The organism is Klebsiella sp. MISC125, assembly GCF_051131775.1.
Lineage (GTDB): Bacteria > Pseudomonadota > Gammaproteobacteria > Enterobacterales > Enterobacteriaceae > Klebsiella.
In genome coordinates, this window is the sequence record NZ_CP180448.1 from 3,385,401 (window position 1) to 3,412,044 (window position 26,644).

A 26,644-nucleotide genomic window follows, 5' to 3' on the forward strand; every position below is an offset into this window, starting at 1 on the left:
TGCGACACTGATTAACATCTGCAATCACAAACGGGCGATCCTGTGGAGTTGATTATCTCGCTGGTGGAGCACGCTCAGCGCCATTATTCATTGGTATTGCTGATGGTTTTCCTGCTGACTTTCACGAAATCCTGCGCCGTTATCTCGCTGCTGATACCGGGCACCTCCGGGCTACTGCTGTTTGGTACCCTGGCCTCCGCCAGCGTCGGGCATTTCTTGCTAATGTGGCTTAGCGCCAGCCTCGGCGCAATCGGCGGATTCTGGCTCTCGTGGCTGGCAGGACGTCGCTACCGACACCATCTGCATCGCATTCGCTGGCTTAATGCCGAGCGTCTGGCCCGTGGCCAGCTGTTTCTGCGTCGTCACGGCGCATGGGCGGTCTTTTTTGGCCGTTTTCTCTCCCCGCTGCGCGCCACCGTCCCGCTGGTGACCGGCGCCAGCGGCACTTCTCACTGGCATTTTCAGCTCGCTAACGTCAGTTCCGGTTTGCTCTGGCCGCTAATGCTGCTGATCCCTGGGGCATTCAGTCTTAATATCTGGTAAAAAACATTATCTTTCAAAGAGATTCCTGAACCTGCCGATATGCTCTAGAATTATCACTATAACCTGATAATTAAACTAATTTTGAGTATTTGTAAGATTATTTTAATTATGCTACCGTGACGGTATTATCACTGGAGAAAAGTCTTATGAAAATCGCTGTGTATAGTACGAAGCAGTACGACAAGAAGTATCTGCAGCATGTTAATGATGCATACGGCTTTGAACTTGAATTTTTTGACTTCCTGCTAACCGAAAAGACCGCGAAAACTGCCAACGGCTGCGAAGCGGTATGTATTTTCGTTAACGATGACGGTAGCCGCCCGGTGCTTGAAGAACTTAAAGCCCACGGTGTGAAGTACATCGCCCTGCGCTGCGCCGGGTTCAACAACGTTGACCTCGATGCCGCCAAAGAGTTGGGGCTGCGCGTGGTGCGCGTTCCGGCCTACTCGCCAGAAGCGGTCGCAGAGCATGCTATCGGCATGATGATGTCGCTGAACCGCCGCATTCACCGCGCCTATCAGCGTACCCGCGACGCTAACTTCTCTCTGGAAGGGCTGACCGGTTTCACCATGCACGGTAAAACCGCAGGGGTTATCGGCACCGGTAAAATCGGCGTCGCCGCGCTGCGCATTCTTAAAGGCTTCGGTATGCGCCTGCTGGCATTTGATCCCTACCCAAGCGCCGCCGCGCTGGATATGGGGGTTGAGTATGTCGATCTTGAGACGCTGTACAGAGAGTCCGATGTTATCTCCCTGCACTGCCCGCTGACGGATGAAAACTATCATCTGCTGAACCATGCCGCTTTTGATCAGATGAAAGATGGCGTGATGATCATCAATACCAGTCGCGGTGCGCTGATCGACTCTCAGGCAGCGATTGACGCCCTGAAGCACCAGAAAATTGGCGCACTGGGGATGGACGTGTATGAGAACGAACGCGATCTGTTCTTTGAAGATAAGTCTAACGACGTTATTCAGGACGATGTTTTCCGCCGTCTCTCCGCCTGCCACAACGTGCTGTTTACCGGCCACCAGGCGTTTCTGACCGCAGAAGCGTTGATCAGTATTTCGCAAACTACCCTCGACAATCTGCGTCAGGTGGATGCTGGCGAAACCTGCCCGAACGCGCTGGTCTGATTTTCCTTTCCCTTTTGTGCTCCCCTCTCACGGGGGGCACATTCAGATAATCCCCACAGAAATCGCCTGCGATACAGTTACAATCCCCTTCATTTATTGATGTGATAAATATTTTTGGAGATTAAATGAACAAATTTGCTGCACTGCTGGCGGCGGGAATGCTGCTATCGGGCTGCGTCTATAACAGTAAGGTGTCGACCGGAGCGGAGCAGCTTCAGCACCATCGTTTCGTGCTAACAAGCGTCAACGGGCAGCCGCTGAAAGCAGGAGATAAGCCGCTAGAGCTGAGCTTCGGCGAAAAGATGCCGATAACTGGCAAGATGTTCGTTTCAGGTAATATGTGCAACCGTTTCAGCGGCACGGGCAAAGTCTCTGACGGCGCGCTGAAGGTTGAAGAGCTGGCAATGACCCGGATGTTATGCGCGGATCCGCAGTTGAATTCGCTGGATGCTACGCTCGGTAAAATGCTGCGCGAAGGCGCACAGGTCGACCTGACGGAAAATCAGCTCACGCTGGCCACCGCCGATCAAACGCTGGTATACAAACTCGCCGACCTGGTGAATTAATAGTTACCGCAGCTTCCGCCTGCCAGCGCCTGCTCGCTGCAGCGCTTGCCGTTTGGCAATGCGCACATGCCGATAGCTGAGCCATCAAGCTGGCGGGCCACCGATAACGAGCCGCCGACCATCGCGCAGTTTGCCTCACCGCTGCTGCTCATCGCAGCACGCATCCCTGGTGATACGTGCGCCGCTGTTGCCTGCTGAACAGGTTCATCGTTACTGCTACACGCCGACAGTAACAACGCGGCACATCCGACTAAAAAAGCTGCTCGCATTCTCTCTCCCCTCAGATACATCTGAAAATGAACAAACCCAAGAATAATAGGCAGCACAGCGAGCGGCGTCGAGAGGCAAAGTACGTATTTATGCGCCGTATTAACATTTTCTAGCAATTTTTTTGCGCAAAGGTTGATCTTATCGAGAAAGCCTGCAAGCAATCGGCCCCACTAATAAATAGGGGGTATCGTGAAAATATACGTTGAGATATTTCTTAAGTAGCCGACGCGTTGCAGAATGAGCGCATGATTACGCGCACGTAAAAATTCAGGATCGCCATGTTACGCAATTTGTTTAAATCTGAAGCAGATAAAACCAGAGACGAACTTACGACATTCAGGATCTCACTTTTACCTTTTATCAAACAGTATCAGTTGGAAGATCGTTGGCAGGAAGCGTGTGAGGTCGCGTTTCGGGGCGATGATGCCATAACCTGGATCGAAAAAAATAGCCAACTCACGCGTTCAAGCCTCTTTTTTCAGCGTGCCAAAGAAGAGATGGTTGCTGGTGCGTTTGCCGCTTATTTGCTGACGCATGCGCTGCCTCCCCTTTATTCATCGCATCTGAATACGCTGAAGCGTAAAGAACGTACGTTGACCGTTACCGACGATTATGGTGTTGAGCACTATGAAAAGTGGTTTAGCGAGCTGGAATACTTCTTCGAACACGTCATTAAATACGACCTGAACCACTGGATTGAACAACACCAGCAGCAGCTTAATCAGCTATGGCCGGACAACAACCCGGCGGAGTCAGTATGGGGGTCTGGTCGCGTGAGCTATCGCGCGTTCACTTTACCCGGGCAGTTCGAACGCATAGTGAGGCGCGAGATCATGCGCGTGGTCGACGAAATGCCCGAACCGCATACGCCAGGCTATAGCCCCCATTTAAGCGGAATCGACTATGAGCATTTTGTTGCCAGCTGTTTTGAAAAAGCAGGTGCCGCCTGCCAGGTGACTCGCGGCAGCGGCGACCACGGTCTGGATATTCTGGTCGATTACCGGGGATGTCGGCTGGCGGTCCAGTGTAAACACTATCAGGGAAAAGTTGGCAATAAAGCGATTCAGGAAGTCTTCGCCGCTAAACAATTCTACGATTGCCTGCTGGCCATGGTGGTCAGCAACAGCGAGTTTACTCCCCATGCCAGACAAGCGGCGCAAAAGCTGGATGTGTATCTTTACCATCATGATGAAATAGCCGCGTTTATTCAGATTCTCGATGAATGGATTGATGCGCCTGACGTTAGCTAACCAGTTTGCGGCTACTGACTCAGATCGCAAAACGCCCTCACCATGAAGCCATGGTAAGGGCGCTATTTGGGTCTCATTTCAGGTTGCTAAATTAACTACTGCGAGCCCAGATGCGCAGAGGATTCAATCTGACGCAAAGCAGAGTGGTTTAATTACTGGAAATACCCCGAATAATATTTGAATTGCGCATAACAAACGCATGGAAGCGTGACAAAATCACACCATTCATGCCGCCATTTCTGTCCAAATAATACCCATAACGAACAACTGTCTCGCCTGTACCGGCCGGAACAACAAAGTCCATTGACTGGATTTCCATACTTTCATTTTCCTGTTTGTATATAACACCATCAATAGAAAGTGCACAGGTCATCGGACCGCCACCAGAAGTATCACCAGCTCCCCACATCAAAATACAATATCCCAGTTTGCCCATACTCAATGAACCACTACCATAACTGGTGAACTCCATACCTGCTGTCAGAGTTCCGCCGCCATACACTTTTATAGAATCATCCTGCCGGAGTGCCCCTAAAAGCTGCACTCTCTGCTCAAATGGCTGACGATCTACAGCGAGTAAATCAAACCAAATCCACTGCGCCTTCGGAAAACGATGAGAACGATGCTGAGAAATATTGATAGCCCATGATCCTACATCTCCAATAATCTTATTAGCTCTTACGGTACCGAGGATATTACAACTCTCATTTATAACGACATTGTTTAATGTGCCTGTATCAGCCTGGATTTCACCACGAACAATAACGTTATTGAATTCACTGCCACCATTTTTGGTAATACTCCAGCCGCTTTTTCCAGTTACATAATTAGTAGATGAAAGTCGTTCGGTGATTTTCCCAATATCTATTGTGCCATTTTTAATCCGTGCACTATCGATGTACAGCTCATTACCTTCCGCAATCATCACCGGCACAGAGGTTTTGCTGGTGCGGTTAAACAGCGAGAAACGGTCGGCATAGAGGATCATGTCGCTTGTGGAACCATCGCTGCCCAGCACGATACCGGCCCCCACCTTCTTCCCGTTATTCGTCTCAACCTTAATCGAATACAGTGAGTTAACTTTGTCATTTGTTTCGGCGAGGGCCGTTTTTTGCTCCTGTACTGAACTGCTTACCTTCCCATCCAGTGTATCTACCGTAGCATCCAAGGTTTTCAGTTCTTCAGCTTTAGCAGAAAGCAATTTATTCGTTTCTATCACTGTGGCAGTGAGTGAGTCCAACGCCTTGGCACTTGCTTTATTCCCTAAATCAGCATCAAGTCCATCAACTTTCTTACTCTGAGCCTTAATTAGATCCTCATTTTTTTCAACAAGGGTATTCAGGGCGGTAAGAGCCGAAGAGTTCGCAGTGTTCGCCACTTCATCACTGACATCAATGCAGAATACGTCGTCCACATATAGATAACCCGCCGACAACGCGGTTCGTAGTGAAACAGTCAGCGCCGAATCAGCCGAGGGCTTATAGTCTGCACTAATCAGCGTCCAGGCTGTTCCGATGCTGGCTGTTAGCGGAATATCCTTCAACGGTCCGGTACTGTTGCGAATACTGATTTTGGTGTTGTTCGCGTTACTGATGGCCATGTCACCTGATGTACGAACCCATGCACCGACACGATACGTCCGCCCTCCGGTCAGATTCACCAACTGGTCACAGGCTGTTGAACCGCTGGAAGTCTTAGTTGCCTGGATAATGTACTTCCCGGACTTCGGATTCTGCGCCGCCAGTGTGCTCCAGCCCGAGTTACTCCAGCCAGTAAACCCACGCTCAAATGAGTTATTCGCCAGCATGTTATTCGGTATCGATTTTGCCGCATCAGCATCCTGCTGTGCAGTAGTAATGCTGTTATTCAGGGATGTGATGCTGCTGCTCTGACTATTCAGGGTTTTCCCCTGCTCTGTCACCGTATTTTGCAGGGCCGTCAGCGCACTCGCATCTGCTTTCTTGTTGACGTTGGCGTTCGTCGTCGACAGGTCACTGGTCAGCTTGGTAATGGCGCTGTTCGCCGACGTAATATCTTTCCCCTGCTGCGTGACCGTATTCTGCAGGGTCTGCACGGCACTCGCATCCGCCTTTTTACTGACGTTGGTATCCGTTGTCTTCAGCCCGTTCTCCAGCGCCGTGGTCCGGGTTCCAATGCTGGACAGCGTATCGCCCTGCTGAGTGACTTTCGTCGTCAGAGAATCAACAGCAGACGCTGTGGTATCGGCGGTACTCTGGGCATTGTAGGCATCGGTTGCATCTGTGATAACCATGTCGTCGATATACAGATTATAACCCGGCGTATTACTACCGTTCGCACCACGGGTCGAGACCCATACTACGGCACGGGTCGCGCCTATCGCTGTGGCTTTTGCATAACCGGAAAATTTAACCCACCTGTCACGACCGCCCAGCGCGGACTCGCTGACATTGGCAGCTCCCAGCCATGAGTTAGCGCCCGCATCATTTTGCACATTGAGGCCGACCGCCGTGATCCACCCACTTGACGGGTTTTCACTGGAAGGCATCATCGCCCAGAATTCAACCCTGAATACTGCTGTATCGCGAATGGCCAGACGCGAACCGATCATGTCGTCGCTATTGCCGTTTGTGTTCGGGGCGCGCGTAACACGCATGCATTTGCCACCGGAGTAACTAATTCCACTAACCACCCGCGCTGACCCGCCCAGATTGTGGTTTGCATCGTAGGTTTCAAACGTTCCGTCCAGCCACGGGTTTGAGCCTTTACGGGCATTAATATTCAGCGAGCTGTTCAGGCTGGTAATGCTGTCTGCCTGGCTGCTGATATCCTTTTCCGTCTGCGTTACCCGATTAGATAACGCGTTTAAGGCAGTGGCGTCAGCCTTCTTCGTCACGTTCGCGTTGGTCGTTGTCAGGTCGTTTTGCAGCTTAGTGATCGCGCTGCCCTGGCTGGTCAGCGTATTGCCTTGCTGAGTGACTTTTGACGACAGGTCATTTACTACACTGGCGTCCGCTTTACCGGCCACACCATTTGAGGAAAACACGACAACACGACGGACAAACAGTCGCGCACTGGTGGACGGTGCCCAGCTACCCGCAGCGAACCGGAGATAGACAAAATTATTGCTAAAATCTGCCGGGATGGTCAGCTCAATACTTTTCGTCTGCCAGGCCGTCGTGACTCCTTTTAGCCAGGCCGTAGTGGATGCCAGCCAGTCGGTCGGATTATTCAGATCAGAAATCACCCCGACGGTGTCAGAGGTAATGTTCGACATTGCCTCAGAGGATTTAAACTCAAACGTAACGGTTAATTTCGTGTCGGGTTCAACCGGGATGCGGGTCTGGTTGGCCACACGAATGGAGCCTGTCGTCGTTCTCAGCGCCTTTTCCCCGGCATCATACGTAAACGCGGAGCCAGTGCCGGAGTCCACCCATAGCGAGAGGTCAGATTCCATCCCCCCGTTAGCAATCAGACTACCGGATATCAGTGATGCCTGAAGCTGCGTGATGCTGTTGCTCTGGCTGGTCAGCTTCCCTTCAGCTTCGGTAACCCGGTTACTTAACGAGGTGACGGCTGACGCGTCGGCCTTCTTCGTGATGTTCTGGTTGGCGGTAGAAAGTCCGTTCTGAAGACTGGTGATACTGCTGCTCTGGCTGGTCAGGGTCTTACCCTGCTCCGTTACCGTGTTCTGCAGCGTCTGCAGCGCGCTCGCATCCGCCTTTTTATTGACGTTCGCATTTGTCGTGGCCAGGTCGTTCGTCAGTTTCGTGATGCTGCTGCTCTGGCTGGTCAGTGTCCCTTCGGCATTGCTGACCCTGCTTGTCAGATTACTGATTGCACCCGCATTAGCCGCAATGCTGCTCTCGTCCGTAATATCAACGACATAAAAATCATCGAAGTATATTTCACCGGCAGACAATGACGACCAGATCGCAGCCTCAACAATCATATCTGAAGACGCTTTCCAGGAACCGTTAATGTCTGTCCAGGTAGATCCCGTCGGTAGATCCGGCGTAATAAAATTCACCGCAGAAAGAATCGAACCGCTGGTATCACCAATTCTCAGTTTGTGATACGACTGGTCTGCCGTAACTGCCGCCCCGTTACGACGGGTGAATACACCGATCCTGTAGGTCCGGTCAGCTTTTACATTGATGCGCTGAGAAATCGCCGCTTTACCTTCGCCACAACGCACTATCCTGCTACCGCTATGCGGAGCCGATGCCGTGGTAAATGTCGCCGGGCCAGAGACTGTCCAGCGGTTGCTCCCTAATTCAAAACCACTATTAACGAGCATGTTACCCACAACGGCGACGCTGGCCACAGCATCATCCTGCATAGCAGCAACATCATTTTGCGTTGTACTGAGGGTGTTATCGAGCTTCGTCAGGCTGCTGCTCTGGCTTGTCAGCGTTTTACCCTGTTCCGTTACCGTGTTCTGCAACGTCTGCAGCGCAGCCGCATCCGCCTTATTGCTGACGTTGGCATTCGTCGTTTTCAACCCGTTTTCCAGCGTCGTGGTCCGGGTCCCGATGCTGGTGAGCGTATTCCCCTGCTGAGTCACTGTCGTCGTAAGAGAATCAACAGCAGACGCCGTGGCATCAGCTGTACTCTGGGCCTTCGCTGCCGCCGTGATGTTCCGGCAGTGCCAGTCGGTCGCATACCAGATGGTGCCAAAGGGTGAACTCTGGTTAATCTGCAGGAACGGTCTGAAATAGCCCTTCGCCGCAACCGCTGCGGTGACGGTCCAGCGCCAGGTGGTTCGCACCCAGGTTTTACCTGCCGTCGCAGAAACCGAACCTCCCGAGTTTGCGGCAGCAATACCACCCGAGGGAGAATACGCTGAGGCCACATACAAATTGAATGCAGCCGTACCAGCACCACAGGCAACCAGCGCCGATATTTCAATCACATCACCGGCAGTCGCCGGAATGTTGTTCATCTTTGGAAGATGGTCGCGTGAGGTCAGTTTGGCAACATACGCATAAGGGCTGTTCGCAGGAACGCCGGATGCCGACGACTCCACCACGGGTAAACCCATGCGGTCATAGTCAGAATCAAACGTGGGGTTAGGGATTAAGTCATCCCCGGCAGCACCCACAGCCCTGATAGCCGAAGTTAAGCCGGTGATGTTGCTGTTTGCCGCCATCAGGCCGCTTTCCGTTTTCTCCACCCGACCGGTCAGTGACGTCAGGGCGCTCTGATCCGCCTTTTTGCTCACATTCGTGTTAGTCGTTGTCAGGTCATTCTGCAGCTTTGTGATCGCGCTGCTCTGGCTGGTCAGCTTGCCTTCCGCCGTATCAACCCGGCTGGTCAGGTCAGTCACTGCTGAAGCATTTGCCTTCTTCGACACGCCGGTCGAAGAGAAAACATCGACTTTACGGATATAGAGACGCGCACTGGTAGCCGGTGCCCAGCCGCCAACGGCAAATCGCAGATAGACATAATTTCCGGTAAAACTGGCCGGAATGGTCAGTTCAACGCTTTTCGTCTGCCAGCTGGTCGTCACCCCACTCAGCCAGGGCGACACAGAGGACAACCACCCAACCGGATTTCCTAAATCCGTTATCACGCCGACAGTATCAGACGATATGCTGTTAACCGTTTCCGATGTCCTGTACTCAAAAGACACGGTCAGAATGGTATCGGCCTCGACGGGGATACGCGTCACGTTGGCAACACGAATGGAGCCGGTGGTCGTTCTCAGGGCTTTTTCACCTGAATCGTAAGTGAATGCCGAACCGGTCCCGGAGTTCTCCCAGAACGACAGATCCACATCCATTCCGCCGTTGCTAATCAGGCTCCCGTCAGCCAGGGAGTTTTTCAGCATCGTCAGCTGGCCAGACTGAGTGGTCAGGCTTCCTTCCGTCGCGGTGACCCGGTTAGTTAAAGCCGTGACGGCGCTCGCATCAGCCTTTTTATTCACATTCGCGTTGGTCGTTGTCAGGTCGTTTTGCAGCTTTGTGATCGCCTGGCTCTGGCTGGTCAGCGTTTTATCCTGCTGGCTGACGCTGGACTGCAGGCCAGTAATGGCACTGCTGTTTGCCGCCACGCCCGATTCGGCTTTCCCCACGCGGTTCGTCAGTGAGGTCAGCGAACTGCCCTGAGAAGTGAGCGTGGTGCCCTGCTGTTCCACTTTTTGCGTCAGTGACTGCAGGGCGCTGGCGTCGGCTTTTTTCCCTAGCGTGGTTTCCAGCCCGCTGATTTTGCTGGCCTGTGCGCCCTGCGCAGTCGACAGGGAACTCAGCTCCTCTGCCACGGTTGATTTATTGTCGTTGAACTGCGTCTGGAGGGACTCCCGCGCCACGACTTCAGCCCGGTCGGCGGTGATCCGCGCGTTCATTTCCTGATACAGCAGGCCGGAGCGTAAATCGCTCAGGCTGTTACTGTCTGTCGTTCCTCTTATCTGCGCCGCCAGGGTGGAGCGCTTCAGCACCTCCGCTTCATCGGCCTGGGTACGGGCCATCTCCTCATTGCGTAACGCCGCCGTACTCGCCGCCGGTGCCGGTCGTCCGACCGATATCCAGTGGATCAGGAAATAGTTGTCCGCATTCTGCCCCTGGGCCAGATCGAGACGAAAACGGCGGACCATGCCTGACGCATTCCAGTTCACATCGGGGATGGCCACCATGCTGATACCATCGCCATCAAACTCCTGCTCCGCGATACTTACCGAACGGGAATCACTCCAGCCCTGCTCATCTGCACCAATCCAGTAAAGCCGACCTTTCCAGACCGGGTTACCCACGCGTTTAATACGCAGCATGATGGTGCGATAAGAGGAGGACGGGATTTTTTGTCCGTTGGGCGAGCGGCAGGATGAGTTACTGTTCGACGCTTTCAGCCAGCCGTCATCCGTAATTTGCATCGGCACCTGACCGGCATCGTCCTCGGTCCACCCTTCGTTGTCTTTATCGAAGTACCAGATGTTGAACGAATCAAACTGTTGGCCACTACCGGCGGAAATTTCAGAAATCTGACGGGCCAGTGACTCGTCGCCATCCTGAATAATGGTCTGCAGGGTATCAATGGCGGCGACGCGCTCAATTTTTTCATTCAGCAGCTGGTCTGCTGCCTGCGCGGCTTTCGCGTTGACGTCTGCTATACGGTCGGCGGTCTCCTGTTTTACCGCTTTGTCCCAGCCCGTATTCGCCTGGGCAATGGACTGTTTCAGGCTGTTTTCAACCGTCTGCAGCTGGGATTTTAACGCGGCATCCCCCTCGGTCAGGGTTTTGTTGACGTCAGTTATCTGCTGGTCAATGGACGTATTAATATCAGTCACAGCATCAGTAATACTCTTGTTCACTGCCGAGATATTGTCACTGAGCGTCTGATTGACGAGATCGATATTCTCCGTTATTGACTTATTGACCGACTCTATCTGCCCGTCAACCTGTTTACCGATCTCCGCGACGGTCTCATCAATACTCTGGTTAATATCGGTAACCTGCTGCGCGACTTCCTCACGAATAGCGTCGGCGGCTTTCGTCAGCTCTTCGTGGGCCTCTCCAATATCCCGCTGGACTTCCTGCCAGGCAGGTGTGTCCTTAATAGCATCCGTCAACTGGTCGTAATATTCGCTAATGTCATCGCTGGCCTGCCCCTGAACCCAACTTGTCCAGGGGCTTTCGTTACCCAGACGATCGACAATACGCACCCGGTACCAGAACGTTGCGGCAATCTGCAGACCCATCTGCTGATACGTTTTGCCCGGATACGCCACGTCAGACAGCGCCATCGCCCCACTGCCGTTCGGATTAGGGCTATACTGCAACTCCGTTTTCTGGGTATCACCGGCACCGTCCGGAAACGCCCAATTCAGTTCAACACCATGCATCAGCGATGTGGTTGTCAGGGCGATAGGCGCAGAAGGCATACCGATCTTTCCGGTCAGCATTTTCTCTTCAGAATACGCCCAGCCGCTGGAAACCTCAGCCGCATTAATAGCGCGCACTCGCACGGTATAGCGCCCGGCGTAAATACCCACAACATCAAAAGATGACACGGAACTACGAGGAATATTAACCCAGTTGCCTTCATTGCGGCGCCACTGCGCTTCGTAGGAAATGGCGTTTTTTACCGCAGACCAATGAACCTGCAGCGTTTCAACACTCATCCCCTGATTAACCACCGAATAGGACTCAACGACGATATTAGCTGGCGCACTTTGATTTCCCGGGGGAATAACGCTGATCGGTCGACTGTCGATAACCGCGCCGGTATCAATCCTCGCATATTTATCAGGATCGTGAGCGGCTGCAGAAATAGTGAATGTACTATCGTTATTATCTTTAACACTCACAACCCGATATTGCTGAACCTTCAGAGAGTCAGATTCAACAGCCCATACGCATTCTGTTTCCGGTACTTCAGTATATTCGGTAGTAACGGTGACAATATCCCCATCGACATCCTGAATAGTCCGGCTTTGCGTCACGCCTGACGGCAGGTTCATCAACAGCCTATCGCCAGTTTTTGCATCCGTTTTACGATCGAGCGTAATGACGCAGCCATCCACTTTACTAGTGCGACCACCGTTGACTTTACCCGCCAACATTTCGTCCGCCACCGCAATGACATAACCGGGTTGCGGAATATTACCGTCCAGTCCGACCGAAAACGTCACTACGCGATCTTTATTGTTGGTCAGGATCCCCCAGCGCCCTTTACGGTTAGCTTCCGACTGACGGGTACAGCCAATCGCCGTCAGTTCAAGCTGATTGAAGCCATAGCGAGCCACCAGCGGCTGCTCAAAAACCGGTTCCATCGCATCAGCATATTCGTTCTCAGGATCGGACCAGGAAACCAGCGCGTTGGTATAGCGCGTTTTGCTACTGCTGCTGGCATATTGAAAACGACCATTAATCACGTTAGCTCTGGTGTAGGTGTAGTCAATATCGCGAGGCATATCCGCCAGCGCTATCACCTGATCGCCACTCCAGCAGGTCATGCCGCGGAAAATAGCCGCAAAATCACGTAACACCGTATAGGCATCGTTGCGATCCTGAATATAGACGTTACAAAGATAGCGCGGCTCGGTGCCATCACCGCCCTTACCGTCAGGCACAGGTTCGTCGCAATAACGGGCAACCTGATACAACGTCCATTTATCGATATTTTCTGAGGTAAGACGGTTTCCCAGACCAAAACGATCGGTAACGATCAGATCGTAAAAAATCCATGCTGGGTTATCTGTCCATGCCCATTTAAACGCTCCCGTCCAGATACCCGAATATTGTCGGGTTTCCGGGTCGTAATTGTCAGGAACGCGAATAACGCGCCCGCGAGGACTACAGGCAATTTTGGGGATAGAACCATTGAACTGACGGGAATCAAATTCAACGTAAAGCAGGGCCGTATTGGGATAACGTAATTTTGCGTCGAGAATCTCAGCATAGCTTTGCAACGTCATGACATCGCCAATTTTTGAGGTACTGACGTCTTCTGTGACCTTACGCAGGCGCAAAACCCAGCCCGTATTAGCCCGAGGTAAATCAATTCGATGGCATCGTTCATAACCGGAAGAGGTTTTGCCGGTAACCGCGCTTTCCAGTACCGTTTGCCAGGTGCCTCCGTCAGTTTGCAAATCGACAGCGTAGCTCACGGAGTTACCCATCAGATCGCCGTTATCTTCTTGTTTAAATAAAGATGGCCATTTTAAGCGCAGACGCACGGCAGAAAGCTGAGTATTACTAAAAGAATGGGTCCAGGCCGTTTTACTGGATATTTCCGTACCTACGTTAATTTCATTTTCTGAACCAGGGATCCCCTGAATATAATTCTGTGCCTGAGTACCAGAGCGAAATTCCCATACCACACCGCTAAAATTTTGTGAACCGTCGGAATTTTCCAGCGGCGTTCCATCAAGGTAAATATCCTTTGCGGTAAGTGCGCCAGCAAACTCGCCCTCGCCCAACGCCATAAGAATTTTGGCTTTTGCTACGGATTGTAAATCATCTGGCTGTTCCGTTGGGGTACGCGGACTCGAACTCCCGCCCTTGCGCCCTTTAATGAGGTGCTGTGTCATAGATATTATGTCCATAAAAAAAGCCACCTAAAGGTGGCCAGGAAAGAGAGAGGTTTTATATTTTACTGCTGGTCTTCTACATAAATCCCAGCGGTAATAATTGCACCGCCGATAAGCCGCTTGCCGTATAACAGCGGCACCGGATATCCCTGCGCAGTGGTATTTGTCACACCACCGAAGGCGTAAGAGGCTTTATTTTCAGGGGATTGTTGGCTGGCTAATCCGGGAACCTGAGGTGAGAGCATCTGAAGAACGCCGCCAAGTGCCATTGAAGCCCCCAGCATTGCGACGCTACCCCAACCGGAGCCAGCAGCAATGGCAGCAAATATGCCTCCAGCGCCCATTGTCGCGATTGAAGCGATCGCAATCAAAGCCACACCTAATATCGTTTGTAATACACCAGCTTTTTTACTACCAATAACCACGGGAACAATCCGTACTACGTTATCATTTATTGGGAAAGGTACATCATCTTCTCTAATATTCTCCTTTCCTTTAAACACTGCATATGTTAAGCCCATTGCCTTACTGTTGTTCATGAATTTCTCAAATCCATTTATAGTATAACATAAGGCGCGTATCGCTTCGGAGGTTGTCGCTACCATCCGACAATGCGATTTCCCGAACTTTTTACCCAAAATGCCGCCCAGTTCGATCCTGACCATACGTTCTTGCATAGATACTCCCTCGGTCTGTAGTTTTAGCTTTGCGTTATTAAAAATAAAAACATAAATCTCATCCCACCATGAATATAATAAACATTATATATGCAATTTCATATATGCTAGCATTGAGCATGAAAATTATCTCTAACCCACCAATTCGAAGATCAGATATTAATTAAATAAACAGGCATGCTATGATTTAAAATAAAAGAGGCATTCACAACTCATTATCGCTATTCAAGCATTCAACTCGATCTGTTATAACGAAAAACCTTCACCGTTCTTTCCTGCCAGTATCCACCGTAAGGTACCCGCTGACTCAAGTGACCATACAGATGATGTAGTAGCATATTACCCTCCAGCAGAATACCTGCGTGATTCCACTTATTCGCCTGCACCTGCATGATAATCATATCACCGGGTTGCAGCGGGCCAGAAAACTCGCGAAATCCGCATTCATACCAGCAATCATGGTAAAAGTTATCAGGGTAATCATCTTCCCACCACGGATAATCCACCCGGTAATCCGTCAACTCAACACCATGCTGCTGGCGAAAATAACTCATTACCAGCCCCCAGCAATCATAGTGACCAAGAACAAACGGGCGCTCCAGTAGCGGCAGTTCCCCCCGAGGATAAATCGTGCGGAAATCGCCTTCCGGCCAGCTAAAGATATGCCAGGGTAACAACATCGCGTCACACTGAGCCTTATCCAATTCGCTTGGCTGGGTCGTAGCATCAGGGTGGCTGTGCACAATCCCCGTGACGGTACCCCAATCCTCTGTCTGAGCATAATCCTCCGGCGCAAGGACAAAATGCTCTTGTGGATCGTCAGCAATATTACGGCAAGGAAAATAGCGTTCTACTCTTCCTCTTTGCGCAATCGCACCGCAGCACTCACGAGGATACTCCTGCCGGGCATGCTCCTTAATAGCCCTGATAACCTTCTGGCGCATATTAACTCCGAATTAAAGACGTGCCGGGGAAACCTCCAAAAGGTAGCTCGTTGCCTTCACCAAAGCGTAATTTACAGGCTGATAAAGTACCGTTGCAGACATCCAGCGCCGGGTCGGTAACAGATATATTATTTTTATCAAAATATCGCTGACCGGTATAATCACAGCCATCACCACTGCGGTATTTGTTTCTGATACACCAGGTACAGATAGAATGTAGCTGGCGAGTTGGGATCATGATCCCTTGCAAATCCATTGGGCTGGCAAGAGTGAACTCAATCGCTTCATTCGTTTCTTCACTTTTGGCATCAATAAAAAAGACCTTTCTTTTTTCCTGCGTGGGATCGGCAGCCGCATTCCCCTCAGGAAAATTACGTGCATCAAGATATTTTGCCAAAGTATCGTGTACCGTAACCTTCGCCTGAACCAGATCATCGTAATAAAGACACAGAGCAGTAATTGAGGCATCAATATTTGCCACCTTAAGCGATGGCTGCGCGTCCCGACCGCTGGTGGTAGACTCAATACCTTCAATAATACAAGGCCATGGCATATATTCATTTCCTTGCCACCAAATGGGTTTGGCAGGTAAACGAGACTCATCGCCGCCCGCAGCCAGAATTTCGGACTCACTATGAGCGATACTGTGTCCGTGAAAATATAAGACGTCATCCATTCCAAAGACGCTACCATCAATCTCCAGCAAGCGTATTTCATTCCCTGGTTCAAGTTTTTGATAATCAGCTGTAATCATGGTGCATATGCCTGGTTAAATGTGGCGGTTACCGTCATGACCTGACTTGATAATGGTGAAAGCTTTAATGAGTCGGGGCTGACGCGATAAAGTCCAGATTCACCCGTTGGTGAATCCCAGATAAACGACTTCGTTACATGGCGGCGCATAAAATCGAGTACCGCTAATATCTCTTCCTTTTCGCCAGTTAATGTCACCGGCCAAGTTTGTTTTTCAGAATGAATACCATCGCCCACGATCTGCTGGTAGCCATCACCAAAACTAGCCTCACGGACGTTAAAATTAAAATCTCCTTGCAAACCCGCTTGTATTTGCGTTCGCCAGGTAAAAGTTTCTATTGCCATATCATCTCCGGGAATCAAAAAATTAACGCGCGTGATTTGCATTCCAAATAAGGCCACCCGGCCTCAATTCATTCGCCACGCCAGCACGAACTGAACGGTCGATAGTCTGCTGCCAGGCGCGATTAACCGCGCCATTATTGTCGGTCGATTGCGGTTCTGAACTCTGATTCTGAATAAGTACTGAGGTCTGAATAGTAAGTGGCCCAGCACCAGAAGAACCCAGTCCTTGCATCGATGCCGTTCCCACATAACCGCCGCCCGCATACCCCTGCGCGCCGCGCATCATGGCGTAAAGATTGCCAATCCCTATCGCCGAGGTCGCCTCTTTGGTAAAAACAAATTCGCCGCCATGAACAATCCCTCTTGGCTCATATTTACCACCGTCTCCGGTATATCCGCCTCCGGAATGGCCAGTGAAAACTTTACCGATGGATGCTACCCAACCGATGCCGGAATTCGACATCGCGTTAAAGGAAGCCTGCATGGCTTTTACCAACAATAATTGGCTAAGCATCTTCAGAGTCCCTTTCAGAAAGGTCATCAGGAAATCACTAAAATTCGCCTTTCCTGTAGTTATATATTCCACCAGCGAGTTTCCCATTGAGCTAAAAGCGTCTTTAGCTAAATCCTTAAGCTTGCCATGAACGTTTTCTCCATCCTTAAGGAATTTATCCCATGCCTCTTTGGCTCCTGACATTAAACCGCCGAGCCAATCACTCTTACCCACATCTTTCTTACTATTGCCGGAATTATCTTCTCTCTCTGTGCCCGGTAGGAAAGGTATTAACGCATTACCCGCCGCGACTTTTGGAATACTGCCCATCCCTGTTAATGAATCCCAGTAACTCTTAGGTCCTGACGTGATATTGTAGGTCTCATCCTCAGATTTCTTTACCATATCCTGAAGTATTGGCCCCATTCTGGCTGGAGGAAAGGGTAACGTCTGCATTAACCGTTTCAGGCCATCCGTATGCTTTTTCTGGATATCTGTTGCAGCACGAAAAGTCTTATTAAACTCTTCACTTTTACGGCTGGCAACAGTGACTTTCTGTTGATATTGATCCAGAAGTCGGTTGCTTTTTTCCAGCTCACTGTTATTCATGCGCAGTGTTATTGTTGTATCACCCGCCATTGACTTTCTCCTGAAAGAATAAACCAGGCGATAGCCTGATTTAATTTGATTAATAAATAGAACATCCTTCCGATGAAAATCCTAACTAGTTCTGTAGTTTATTCAGGATATTCAACGCCACCCGTTCCATTATCTGAAGATCGTTTATTGCGGTTACCTCGTCAGCTACATCATAAACCCTCATGAGCCATGCTAGGACATTATAATCCAGACCGATGACCCCTCCCGGGCTGGTGCGCCACTGCGTGCTGGCCGCGCGAAAAACCACAAATGCAGGCCAGATATCAGGCCAGACGTTGATAACAACATCGTCATAGTCTTCGGCTGTCAGACCGAATGCGCTAAGCTCATCCGCTGATGGTTCAGGCGTATAGAATGCAGAGGCAACCGCAATCAGTTTTTTTCGCGATTCCCCGTCAGCTCCTGATAATAGGTGGTCATTATTGCTTTAACCGCCCCCGGATAGTTATCTATCAGTGTTGCCATATTTTCTCGCGTACAGGGTTCAGATAATGCCCAGTCGTCGACGATCTCCAGTAAAAAATCACTGGCGGTTTTCTCGTCAATATTTTCAAGTTCTGCCAGCTCTTTTATTGGCCGATGCTTAAATGTAAAATTCAGTACTCCGTCGTCTTCACCAGCACGGGGAATAATGACATCCGCTTTAAAAACAGGTTTAGGTTGTAATTTGAAGATAGCGCTCATAAGTACCCTTAAAAAAGGCTCCCGCAGGAGCCTAATCGAATTTATTTTGTGTTCTGCAGATAAGGAAAATGATTAATCTTCCGATTTGTAGAAGGTAATATCCCGCGAGTGAATGGAAAACGCGACTTGTACGGTTTCAACACTATTCACAGCCGTCACCGGTTGCGGATCAAACGACGGAACACCGGACCAATAGCGGTACTCTTTCGCATTCGGAACAAACATGCGTAGCGGTAAAATTTGGCCATAACGATCCGCCATGCTCAACACGTTGTAGATTGCTAATGAAGCATCATGGGCTAACGTGAAGGTTTGATTTTTAGCCGCCTTAAAAGTACCAATATTACGCTGGCGATCGTCTGCCAGAAACTGTACCTGTGCATACTGCTGTTCACCACCTGATTGCGCAACTTCCGTAATCTGTGGAATCTCAGTCCACTCAGTGATTTTCTGTAATTTCCCGCTACCGGCATGAGCAGGGAAAAAATTCCTGTCGCTAGAGTTAACAACCGAAATGGTTACGCTATTCGTTGTTTGCGCAGTGATTCTGGCAACTAAACCATCGATAAGTCCCCATCCCGAAGAAATAAGCACGACATCATCAACCTTAAGGTTATGATTTTCAGCAACGGTAAAAATAGCCCCTTCGGCATTAGAAACCGTACTGACTGAAACTGGATTACTCAGGCCGGAGCCAACAAAAACGGTCGAGCCATTAGGCAGAGCAAAAGCCATAATAATATCTCCATTATTGATATTTAAATTTTAGAATGCACTTTATAAAAATCAGTTTGTTTAATTATGACTTATTGTTATGCATCATAATTATCACGTTTTAAAACCAAAACTATTTTCCCTGTTAATTTATTATGAGTTTTCGGAGCTGCCATTATGCAATACGCTATCAGGGATGCGTTTTGTTACTGGTTCATTTTCAAAAATCTTCATGCCATACTGCCCAATCCACGTCGCATTTTGGTTAATATTACTAAAAATAAACTCCATAACTTCAAGCATTAACTCTTGAATTAAAGTTGCTGAGTTATCACGGCACCAGCTTTCGATCGAAGTCAGAAGAGGATCGGAGCCATTAGCAATGAACTGCTCGCCAATACTATAATGCTTCGTTTTGTTTTCATCAGTAATGCAATGCAGCTTACTGATTTGTAGAATCTCCGCGGATGGCCCAACAGTTTGAACAGTGAGCGTTACAATTTTATTCCCTGTTTCCTCAACAACAGTGGATGAGTAAAACATTGAAAGAGTTAAATCATTAGATGTATACATTTATTTTCTCCAGGTAACAGTTACGGTACTAATTATAGTAGTAAAACATTTGAGTTAATCGCATTCAGAGGTTCGTCATTAAATATTACATAGCTATTCTCGCCTTCAACCAGCCATATACAAATGATTCATTGGAATCATACTTTTCAACCAGCTCCAGATAATACTGTCCCTGGCTACAATTCAGTGCTCGAAGTAATACGTTCTCTCCCTCTTTCCCTCTGCGGATAAGGTAAAGACTCAACGCATTTAAGGTTCTGGGGCCAATAACTCCATCCGATATGAGATCCGGATAGAGCATTCCGCGATGATTAAAAGCATTTAGCCATCGTTGAAGCCACTTGCTCGGTAATGACGGTCCCATATTGACACCGGCATCACACAACTTTTCAGCGATAGTGGCAGATATGTCAGCAACCTGATCAAACCGGGGCGCAATCCAGTAGTCAGCATTGAGAATATCCAGCGCTCGCTGACGCGTCAGCTTTCGCATATCGCCATCATAGCCATGGGCCCGGGCGGTCACCTGAGTAATTCCCCAGTTTGTCGCCCCACCTTTATCATCCGGATGATTTACATAACCGCCCTCCTTATCCAAAATGGTTTTAAAAATGTCATCTTTGTTCATACATGCCTCATTTATACCCGTCATACTTCAAGTTGCATGTGCGTTGGCTTTCCTCGCTCACCCCAGTCACTTACCGGAGTAAGCTCCTGGGGATTCCCTGCGTCGCCGCCTTCCTGCAACTCGAATTATTTAGGGTATGTCGATTAAATGTGCAATATTCCCTTTCGCACGAAATACGGCCATAAAAACGAAAAAATTGACTACAACAACCAACCAGTGGGTTGACTCATATAATCCGAACAAATAGCGAAACGGTATGCTGGCATAGGTAATCACGAGTAAATATGCTGTACACGATACCCATGGCCGATATCTCCTGAGCTGTGCACGGCGATAAAACATCAAATTCAGGGTAATAAAAGCGCAGAGAACTGAATTAACCAGCGCAGGAAGGTCATTTTCCATTCGGACGCTCATTATTATGCCGGGTTAATATTTTGTACAAATCGGTTAGTTCTTGATTATTCAGAAACGTGAGGATCTTAATAATAAGTGCAGATATCAGCACCGCGCCCAGCGCGTCTAATGGCCTTTCACTATACCCTGTCCAGGATGCCAGTTTCGTCCCGATTAACCCGGCTCCCAGGACACCAACAATAAAGGAAGTCATGAAATAAGCGGCCAATCTAAAGCGGGTAATATTTACCGCAGTTGCCACATAAAATACCGCACCAGCAAAAGCCCCAAAAACAACGCCATAATCAATACCTGTTACCAACCCAAACATACCAGCTCCCATTAATCCACCAGCAACAACTAGCGATGTACCGGAAACAGGATCAGACATTTATCCTCCCTTCTTTCACTGTGAGTGATGATGAATACCGAAGTGCAGAATAATTTTTCATACTTACACTACGATTATCTCGCCGTTATTTTCTTTCTTTTTTGTAAACCAAGTGCATAGATCGCCCGATGGCAAAGATAATCAGCGGATTCTATATATTTATGCCCGAACTCTTGTTGATAAATAATTGCCGCTCGCTCAATTTGGCGTTTGTATTCTTCACGTTGCCAGATGACATCCTGAGCAATAAATTTTATAGGCACAGCGTTATCAATAGAGTCCGGCGTATGATGTACTCCTTTGGCCTGAATCTGAGCGCGACCAGGCGTCGGTCGATGCAGAACGTCTGCAGTGAGGGTTTCAGGATTTTGCAAGTGCGAGCGACGTTCACGGCGTCGGCCCGCTGCAGAACCCTTAAACGCGGTTCGACGGGACATAAAGGCCTCCTTAATGATCTTTGGTGGTACGGTCATAGCGGAGACATTCGCTTAAGAGAGCCTTATTGAAAACCCCATCCCAAAGTTCATTATTTGAGGAAACTGGCTTTTCAGCCACGTAGATTCATTACTGAATCGTTGTATCTCATCATCAGGATGATTGAGGTAAATCGTGTTGATGAAATAAAGATACCTTAAGGTTACTTAAAAATAAATACCCCTGGGTATATTTTTCTATTAAAAATTGTAATTGCATGAAAAAAAGGGATTTTTATGTGTAACTCATTTGACGGGAAAGTCGTAAAGGAGATGGAAGAGTGCAAGTGTTGCCTATGCGATGGCCTAAGCAACCCTGATAGCGGAGCCCGTGGAACATTCTCAACAAGACTTTGACACGACGCATCTGCACGCCTGACGTGCAGATGGCTGCATTTACACGAAGCGTTTAACGCTGTGGCTATAGATAACGCGGCCGATAATTTTCAGATATTGTTCATGGCTTTCGCCAATCGTCCAGTCGGCATATTTGCTGTTATCTGAATGCACAAGCAGGCCATCGGCAGTGAACTGGAGACGTTTTACCAGCACCGCGCCTTTAAATGAGAAGACATAGATGCCGTCACCTTCGAAGTAATCTTTCGATACATCAATAAAGATGTAATCGCCAGTTTCAATCGTGCCTGACATGCTATCGCCGGATACCGTGATCACTTTGATATGCTCTGCGGGCCGGTTACCAAAAAGCCTGAGCGCGCCGACGGAGTCATAGGTGATACTGCTGACGGTTTCATCAACTTCACTTGAGACAATACAACCGGGTCCGGCACTGGCTTGTGCATCCAGAACTTCAATAACGTATTGTATCTGTGGTGAATTTTCCACTCGTTCGCTCACGCTATCAATACTCCCGGTAATACCGTCCATCCATCCACGCGGCAGATTGAATGAAGATTCAATAAGTTCGACCATCTCGTCAGCTATCCTTTTCTTTTGCTTCTTACCTTCGGGGTAGAGCATCCGTGAGACATAAGAAGGCTCCCGACCAATGGTTCGGGCCACATCAACGGCTTTTCCGCCACATAAATTATCGCGGATATAGAGCAGGCGTTGCCGCCGGGTTTCGTATTTGTCCATAGGAGCGATTTTAACGTCATTTACCATCAGATGGGCAAAATATAGCAAATACTCATAAAATTACCTACAGGTAATTATCATCAATGTCCACGCTTCATCATCTTCCTGGTGCCGAACGGAAATCGGCAACATTGCTACTTATGGAAAAATGGCGCACTCAATTTTGGTGTAGGGTGTCGTCCATACGCGAGTCTCTATGCTCAAGCTGAACTAATTTATCTAACTTATGGATTTTGTAGCGCCTGGAGATCAAAAAAGCCTGGTTCTTTGGCGTCTATACTAAAACAAGCAGTCGCAAACGGGGTAACACAGCGCTCGTCAAAAATGAATTGATAAGAATCCTGTAAGGTTGCGCTGATGTCGGGTTGCAAGAAAAACATAAGCAAATGCTCAGGGCGTGTCCTTGAGCATAAATTTTATATTTATCAAACATTAAGCAATGTGAGTATTGAATATGATCACTATCGACGGTAATGGTGCAGCCGCCTCAGTCGCGTTTCGCACCAGTGAAGTTATCGCCATCTACCCGATTACGCCCAGCTCCACGATGGCGGAACAGGCGGACGCCTGGGCTGGTAACGGGCTGAAAAACGTCTGGGGCGACGTTCCCCGCGTCGTCGAAATGCAGTCGGAAGCCGGGGCAATTGGTGCCGTACATGGGGCGCTGCAAACCGGCGCCCTCTCGACCTCTTTTACTTCATCGCAGGGTTTACTGCTGATGATCCCGACGCTGTACAAACTGGCAGGCCAACTGATGCCGTTTGTTCTGCACGTCGCTGCCCGTACTGTGGCAACCCACGCGCTCTCTATCTTCGGCGATCACTCTGATGTGATGGCAGTGCGCCAGACCGGCTGCGCGATGCTCTGCGCCAGCAGCGTCCAGGAAGCGCAAGATTTTGCCCTGATTTCGCATATCGCCACACTGCAAAGCCGGGTACCATTTATTCATTTCTTCGATGGTTTTCGCACCTCGCACGAAATCAATAAAATCGCCCCGCTTTCCGACGATACCCTTCGTAGCCTGCTGCCGCAGGATAAAATTGACGAACATCGCCAGCGCGCGCTGAATCCGGAACATCCAGTGATCCGCGGTACCTCCGCCAACCCGGATACTTACTTCCAATCCCGCGAAGCAACTAACCCGTGGTACGACGCGGTCTACGATCATGTCGAAACCGCCATGAACGATTTCGCCGCCGCCACCGGACGCCAGTACAAGCCGTTTGAGTTCTACGGCCATCCGCAGGCAGAACGCGTCATTGTGATCATGGGCTCAGCCATTGGTACCTGTGAAGAAGTGGTTGAAGAACTGCTGAACCGTGGCGAAAAAGTCGGCGTGCTGAAAGTGCGTCTTTACCGCCCCTTCTCCGCCGCTCATCTGTTGGAAGCCCTGCCGGAAAGCGCCCGCGCCGTCGCAGTTCTGGACCGCACTAAAGAACCTGGGGCTCAGGCAGAACCGCTGTATCTCGACGTGATGACCGCCCTGGCGGAAGCCTTCAATCGCGGCGAGCGCGAAACTCTGCCGCGCACCATCGGCGGTCGTTATGGGCTGTCCTCCAAAGAGTTCGGCCCGGAGTGCGTACTGGCGATCTTCAACGAACTGAGCGCCGCCAAACCGAAACCGCGCTTTACCGTCGGCATCTATGACGACGTTACCAACCTTTCCCTGCCGCTGGTGGAAAATACCCTGCCGTCGGAAGCCAAGCTGGAAGCGTTGTTCTACGGACTCGGCAGCGACGGCAGCGTCTCGGCCACCAAAAATAATATCAAGATTATCGGCAACTCAACGCCGTGGTTCTCGCAGGGCTATTTCGTCTATGACTCAAAAAAAGCCGGCGGCCTGACGGTTTCACACCTGCGCGTTAGCGAGAAGCCGATTCGTTCTTCTTATCTGATTTCACAGGCGGACTTCGTCGGCTGTCATCAGCTCCAGTTTATCGACAAGTATCAGATGGTCGAACGTCTGAAGCCTGGCGGCATTTTCCTGCTCAACACACCTTACAGCGCTGATGAAGCCTGGTCTCGTCTGCCGCAGGAAGTGCAGGCGACGTTGAATCAGAAAAAAGCGCGGTTCTATATCGTCAATGCGGCAAAAATCGCCCGCGAATGCAGCCTCGGCGCGCGTATTAACACCGTTATGCAGATGGCGTTTTTCCATCTGACACAAATTCTGCCGGGCGATAGCGCGCTGGCGGAATTGCAGGGCGCTATCGCCAAAAGCTACAGCAGCAAAGGTCAGGAACTGGTCGAACGCAACTGGCAGGCGCTGGCGATGGCCCGCGAGTCGCTGGCGGAAGTGCCGTTACAGCCGGTCGATGGCAACAGCCCGAATCGCCCGCCTGTGGTGTCCGATGCCGCGCCAGACTTTGTCAAAACGGTGACCGCCGCGATGCTGGCCGGACTCGGCGATGCGCTGCCGGTTTCCGCTCTACCACCGGATGGCACCTGGCCGATGGGCACTACACGTTGGGAAAAACGCAACATCGCCGAAGAGATCCCGATCTGGAAAGAGGAGCTTTGTACTCAGTGTAACCACTGTGTCGCCGCCTGCCCGCACTCGGCTATTCGCGCTAAAGTTATCTCCCCGGAAGCGATGGAAAACGCTCCGGCCAGCCTGCACTCTCTGGATGTGAAGTCCCGCGATATGCGCGGGCAGAAATATGTATTGCAGGTGGCGCCGGAAGATTGCACCGGTTGTAATCTGTGCGTCGAAGTGTGCCCGGCGAAAGACCGGCAAAATCCGGAAATCAAGGCCATCAATATGATGTCGCGCCTTGAGCATGTTGAAGAAGAGAAAGTGAACTATGACTACTTCCTCAATCTGCCGGAAATTGACCGCAGCAAGCTGGAACGTATTGATATCCGAACGTCGCAGCTGATTAGCCCGCTGTTCGAATACTCCGGGGCCTGTTCCGGCTGCGGCGAAACGCCGTATATCAAACTGCTGACTCAGCTGTACGGCGATAGAATGTTAATCGCCAACGCTACGGGCTGTTCATCTATTTATGGCGGCAACCTGCCTTCCACACCCTACACCACCGATGCCAACGGTCGCGGCCCGGCGTGGGCCAACTCGTTGTTCGAGGATAACGCCGAATTTGGCTTAGGCTTCCGCCTTACCGTCGATCAGCATCGTCAGCGCGTTATGCGTCTGCTGTCAGAGTTTTCCGGTAAGCTTCCGGCAGAGCTGAACGACGCGCTGCATGCAGAAGCTACGCCTGAGGTGCGCCGTGAACAGGTTGCCGAACTGCGTAAGGTTCTGGCAAATGAAGAGGGTGCGAAGGAACTGTTAACAGACGCCGATGCGCTGGTAGAGAAATCCATCTGGCTGATCGGCGGCGACGGCTGGGCCTATGATATCGGCTTTGGCGGTCTTGACCACGTGCTGAGCCTGACCGAAAACGTCAATATTCTGGTGCTCGATACCCAATGCTACTCCAATACCGGCGGCCAGGCCTCGAAGGCTACCCCACTGGGCGCGGTCACTAAGTTTGGTGAGCACGGTAAGCGCAAATCGCGTAAAGATCTCGGCGTGAGCATGATGATGTACGGCCATGTGTACGTCGCGCAGATTTCACTGGGTGCTCAGCTTAACCAGACGGTGAAAGCGATTCAGGAAGCAGAGGCTTATCCGGGACCGTCGCTGATTATCGCCTACAGTCCTTGCGAGGAGCACGGTTACGATCTGGCCCTGAGTCACGACCAGATGCGCCAGTTGACCGCAACCGGATTCTGGCCGCTGTACCGCTTTGATCCGCGTCGTGCTGATGAGGGTAAACTTCCGCTGGCGCTTGACTCCCGTCCACCGTCAGATGCGTTAGCAGAAACGTTGCTTAACGAGCAGCGCTTCCGTCGCCTGAATGCACAGCAGCCGGAAGTGGCGGAGCAGTTGTGGAAGGATGCAACAAAAGATCTGCAAAAACGCTACGACTTCCTCGCGCAGCTGGCCGGTAAGGCGGAAAAGCCAGCGACGGAAAGTTAAACCGCGGACGTTTTTTCAGCATATAAAAAAAGCCCGAATATCAATTCGGGCTTGTCATT

General features: G+C 50.2%; 21 protein-coding genes. 5 read left to right on the plus strand and 16 right to left on the minus strand.

The window, feature by feature from the left end:
* Positions 1-42: 42 nt before the first annotated feature.
* The 3 genes from ACMYSL_RS16090 to hslJ all read left to right on the plus strand — a co-directional run bounded on the left by ACMYSL_RS16090 (position 43) and on the right by hslJ (position 2,245).
* Entirely contained in the window at positions 43-543 is a 501-nt protein-coding gene (locus tag ACMYSL_RS16090; protein WP_182238260.1) for a DedA family protein, read from the plus strand.
* Between the two features lie 146 nt (positions 544-689).
* Positions 690-1,679, plus strand: a complete 990-nt coding sequence (locus ACMYSL_RS16095; RefSeq protein WP_110273415.1) for a 2-hydroxyacid dehydrogenase — start codon at positions 690-692, stop codon at positions 1,677-1,679.
* 125 nt (positions 1,680-1,804) lie between these two features.
* The gene (gene hslJ, locus ACMYSL_RS16100) at positions 1,805-2,245 is read left to right on the plus strand and encodes a heat shock protein HslJ (RefSeq protein WP_182238258.1); all 441 of its coding nucleotides are present in this window, start codon (positions 1,805-1,807) and stop codon (positions 2,243-2,245) included.
* Here the strand turns inward: hslJ and ACMYSL_RS16105 are convergent.
* Complete coding sequence (locus tag ACMYSL_RS16105; RefSeq protein ID WP_139538049.1) at positions 2,242-2,514, minus strand: putative hemolysin; 273 nt, start codon at positions 2,512-2,514, stop codon at positions 2,242-2,244. The genes hslJ and ACMYSL_RS16105 overlap by 4 nt on opposite strands.
* A 279-nt stretch (positions 2,515-2,793) precedes the next feature.
* On the opposite strand from ACMYSL_RS16105, the gene ACMYSL_RS16110 reads away from it, so the two are divergent.
* Positions 2,794-3,765, plus strand: a complete 972-nt coding sequence (locus tag ACMYSL_RS16110) for a restriction endonuclease (RefSeq protein WP_434659065.1) — start codon at positions 2,794-2,796, stop codon at positions 3,763-3,765.
* A gap of 148 nt (positions 3,766-3,913) precedes the next feature.
* Here the strand turns inward: ACMYSL_RS16110 and gpJ are convergent, their stop codons facing one another.
* The 15 genes from gpJ to ACMYSL_RS16185 all read right to left on the minus strand — a co-directional run bounded on the left by gpJ (position 3,914) and on the right by ACMYSL_RS16185 (position 22,603).
* Positions 3,914-13,774 carry a TipJ family phage tail tip protein gene (gene gpJ, locus ACMYSL_RS16115; RefSeq protein WP_434659066.1) on the minus strand — a complete coding sequence of 3,287 codons (9,861 nt, stop codon included), beginning with the start codon at positions 13,772-13,774 and terminating at the stop codon, positions 3,914-3,916.
* A gap of 62 nt (positions 13,775-13,836) precedes the next feature.
* Positions 13,837-14,451 (minus strand): tail assembly protein, encoded by a 615-nt coding sequence (locus ACMYSL_RS16120; protein ID WP_434659067.1) that lies wholly within the window; start codon positions 14,449-14,451, stop codon positions 13,837-13,839.
* A 233-nt stretch (positions 14,452-14,684) separates the two neighbouring features.
* The gene (locus tag ACMYSL_RS16125; protein WP_434659068.1) at positions 14,685-15,395 is read right to left on the minus strand and encodes a C40 family peptidase; all 711 of its coding nucleotides are present in this window, start codon (positions 15,393-15,395) and stop codon (positions 14,685-14,687) included.
* A 1-nt stretch (position 15,396) separates the two neighbouring features.
* Positions 15,397-16,149, minus strand: coding sequence for a phage minor tail protein L (locus ACMYSL_RS16130; RefSeq protein WP_434659069.1), 753 nt, complete (start codon positions 16,147-16,149; stop codon positions 15,397-15,399).
* Positions 16,146-16,493 carry a phage tail protein gene (locus ACMYSL_RS16135; RefSeq protein ID WP_434659070.1) on the minus strand — a complete coding sequence of 116 codons (348 nt, stop codon included), beginning with the start codon at positions 16,491-16,493 and terminating at the stop codon, positions 16,146-16,148. The genes ACMYSL_RS16130 and ACMYSL_RS16135 overlap by 4 nt, the downstream gene beginning before the upstream one ends.
* 22 nt (positions 16,494-16,515) lie before the next feature.
* Entirely contained in the window at positions 16,516-17,625 is a 1,110-nt protein-coding gene (locus ACMYSL_RS16140; protein WP_434659071.1) for a phage tail tape measure protein, read from the minus strand.
* 85 nt (positions 17,626-17,710) lie between these two features.
* Entirely contained in the window at positions 17,711-18,022 is a 312-nt protein-coding gene (locus ACMYSL_RS16145; RefSeq protein ID WP_328592369.1) for a DUF1799 domain-containing protein, read from the minus strand.
* Complete coding sequence (locus ACMYSL_RS16150; protein WP_434659072.1) at positions 18,019-18,330, minus strand: phage tail assembly chaperone; 312 nt, start codon at positions 18,328-18,330, stop codon at positions 18,019-18,021. The genes ACMYSL_RS16145 and ACMYSL_RS16150 overlap by 4 nt, the downstream gene beginning before the upstream one ends.
* 72 nt (positions 18,331-18,402) lie before the next feature.
* Entirely contained in the window at positions 18,403-19,065 is a 663-nt protein-coding gene (locus tag ACMYSL_RS16155; protein WP_110273427.1) for a phage tail protein, read from the minus strand.
* Between the two features lie 132 nt (positions 19,066-19,197).
* Entirely contained in the window at positions 19,198-19,617 is a 420-nt protein-coding gene (locus tag ACMYSL_RS16160; protein ID WP_287859104.1) for a hypothetical protein, read from the minus strand.
* Positions 19,618-19,702: 85 nt separating this feature from the next.
* Positions 19,703-20,245, minus strand: a complete 543-nt coding sequence (locus ACMYSL_RS16165; RefSeq protein WP_434659073.1) for a glycoside hydrolase family 108 protein — start codon at positions 20,243-20,245, stop codon at positions 19,703-19,705.
* A 129-nt stretch (positions 20,246-20,374) separates the two neighbouring features.
* The gene (locus ACMYSL_RS16170) at positions 20,375-20,650 is read right to left on the minus strand and encodes a phage holin family protein (RefSeq protein ID WP_434659074.1); all 276 of its coding nucleotides are present in this window, start codon (positions 20,648-20,650) and stop codon (positions 20,375-20,377) included.
* Positions 20,640-21,032 (minus strand): phage holin family protein, encoded by a 393-nt coding sequence (locus ACMYSL_RS16175; protein WP_139538035.1) that lies wholly within the window; start codon positions 21,030-21,032, stop codon positions 20,640-20,642. Before ACMYSL_RS16175 ends, ACMYSL_RS16170 begins: the two co-directional genes overlap by 11 nt.
* Positions 21,033-21,106: 74 nt before the next feature.
* Positions 21,107-21,469, minus strand: a complete 363-nt coding sequence (locus ACMYSL_RS16180; RefSeq protein ID WP_142514280.1) for an antitermination protein — start codon at positions 21,467-21,469, stop codon at positions 21,107-21,109.
* A 432-nt stretch (positions 21,470-21,901) separates the two neighbouring features.
* Positions 21,902-22,603, minus strand: a complete 702-nt coding sequence (locus tag ACMYSL_RS16185) for a S24 family peptidase (protein ID WP_434659075.1) — start codon at positions 22,601-22,603, stop codon at positions 21,902-21,904.
* Between the two features lie 454 nt (positions 22,604-23,057).
* On the opposite strand from ACMYSL_RS16185, the gene nifJ reads away from it, so the two are divergent.
* Positions 23,058-26,585 (plus strand): pyruvate:ferredoxin (flavodoxin) oxidoreductase, encoded by a 3,528-nt coding sequence (nifJ, locus tag ACMYSL_RS16190; protein ID WP_434659076.1) that lies wholly within the window; start codon positions 23,058-23,060, stop codon positions 26,583-26,585.
* Positions 26,586-26,644: the final 59 nt, after the last annotated feature.

Coding starts and splice junctions, on each gene's coding strand:
- ACMYSL_RS16095 (WP_110273415.1), top strand. CDS start 690: ATGAAAATCGCTGTGTATAGTACGAAGCAGTACGACAAGAAGTATCTG.
- hslJ (WP_182238258.1), top strand. CDS start 1,805: ATGAACAAATTTGCTGCACTGCTGGCGGCGGGAATGCTGCTATCGGGC.
- ACMYSL_RS16105 (WP_139538049.1), bottom strand. CDS start 2,514: ATGCGAGCAGCTTTTTTAGTCGGATGTGCCGCGTTGTTACTGTCGGCG.
- ACMYSL_RS16110 (WP_434659065.1), top strand. CDS start 2,794: ATGTTACGCAATTTGTTTAAATCTGAAGCAGATAAAACCAGAGACGAA.
- gpJ (WP_434659066.1), bottom strand. CDS start 13,774: ATGACACAGCACCTCATTAAAGGGCGCAAGGGCGGGAGTTCGAGTCCG.
- ACMYSL_RS16120 (WP_434659067.1), bottom strand. CDS start 14,451: ATGCAAGAACGTATGGTCAGGATCGAACTGGGCGGCATTTTGGGTAAA.
- ACMYSL_RS16125 (WP_434659068.1), bottom strand. CDS start 15,395: ATGCGCCAGAAGGTTATCAGGGCTATTAAGGAGCATGCCCGGCAGGAG.
- ACMYSL_RS16130 (WP_434659069.1), bottom strand. CDS start 16,149: ATGATTACAGCTGATTATCAAAAACTTGAACCAGGGAATGAAATACGC.
- ACMYSL_RS16135 (WP_434659070.1), bottom strand. CDS start 16,493: ATGGCAATAGAAACTTTTACCTGGCGAACGCAAATACAAGCGGGTTTG.
- ACMYSL_RS16140 (WP_434659071.1), bottom strand. CDS start 17,625: ATGGCGGGTGATACAACAATAACACTGCGCATGAATAACAGTGAGCTG.
- ACMYSL_RS16150 (WP_434659072.1), bottom strand. CDS start 18,330: ATGAGCGCTATCTTCAAATTACAACCTAAACCTGTTTTTAAAGCGGAT.
- ACMYSL_RS16155 (WP_110273427.1), bottom strand. CDS start 19,065: ATGGCTTTTGCTCTGCCTAATGGCTCGACCGTTTTTGTTGGCTCCGGC.
- ACMYSL_RS16160 (WP_287859104.1), bottom strand. CDS start 19,617: ATGTATACATCTAATGATTTAACTCTTTCAATGTTTTACTCATCCACT.
- ACMYSL_RS16165 (WP_434659073.1), bottom strand. CDS start 20,245: ATGAACAAAGATGACATTTTTAAAACCATTTTGGATAAGGAGGGCGGT.
- ACMYSL_RS16170 (WP_434659074.1), bottom strand. CDS start 20,650: ATGGAAAATGACCTTCCTGCGCTGGTTAATTCAGTTCTCTGCGCTTTT.
- ACMYSL_RS16175 (WP_139538035.1), bottom strand. CDS start 21,032: ATGTCTGATCCTGTTTCCGGTACATCGCTAGTTGTTGCTGGTGGATTA.
- ACMYSL_RS16180 (WP_142514280.1), bottom strand. CDS start 21,469: ATGTCCCGTCGAACCGCGTTTAAGGGTTCTGCAGCGGGCCGACGCCGT.
- ACMYSL_RS16185 (WP_434659075.1), bottom strand. CDS start 22,603: ATGGACAAATACGAAACCCGGCGGCAACGCCTGCTCTATATCCGCGAT.
- nifJ (WP_434659076.1), top strand. CDS start 23,058: ATGATCACTATCGACGGTAATGGTGCAGCCGCCTCAGTCGCGTTTCGC.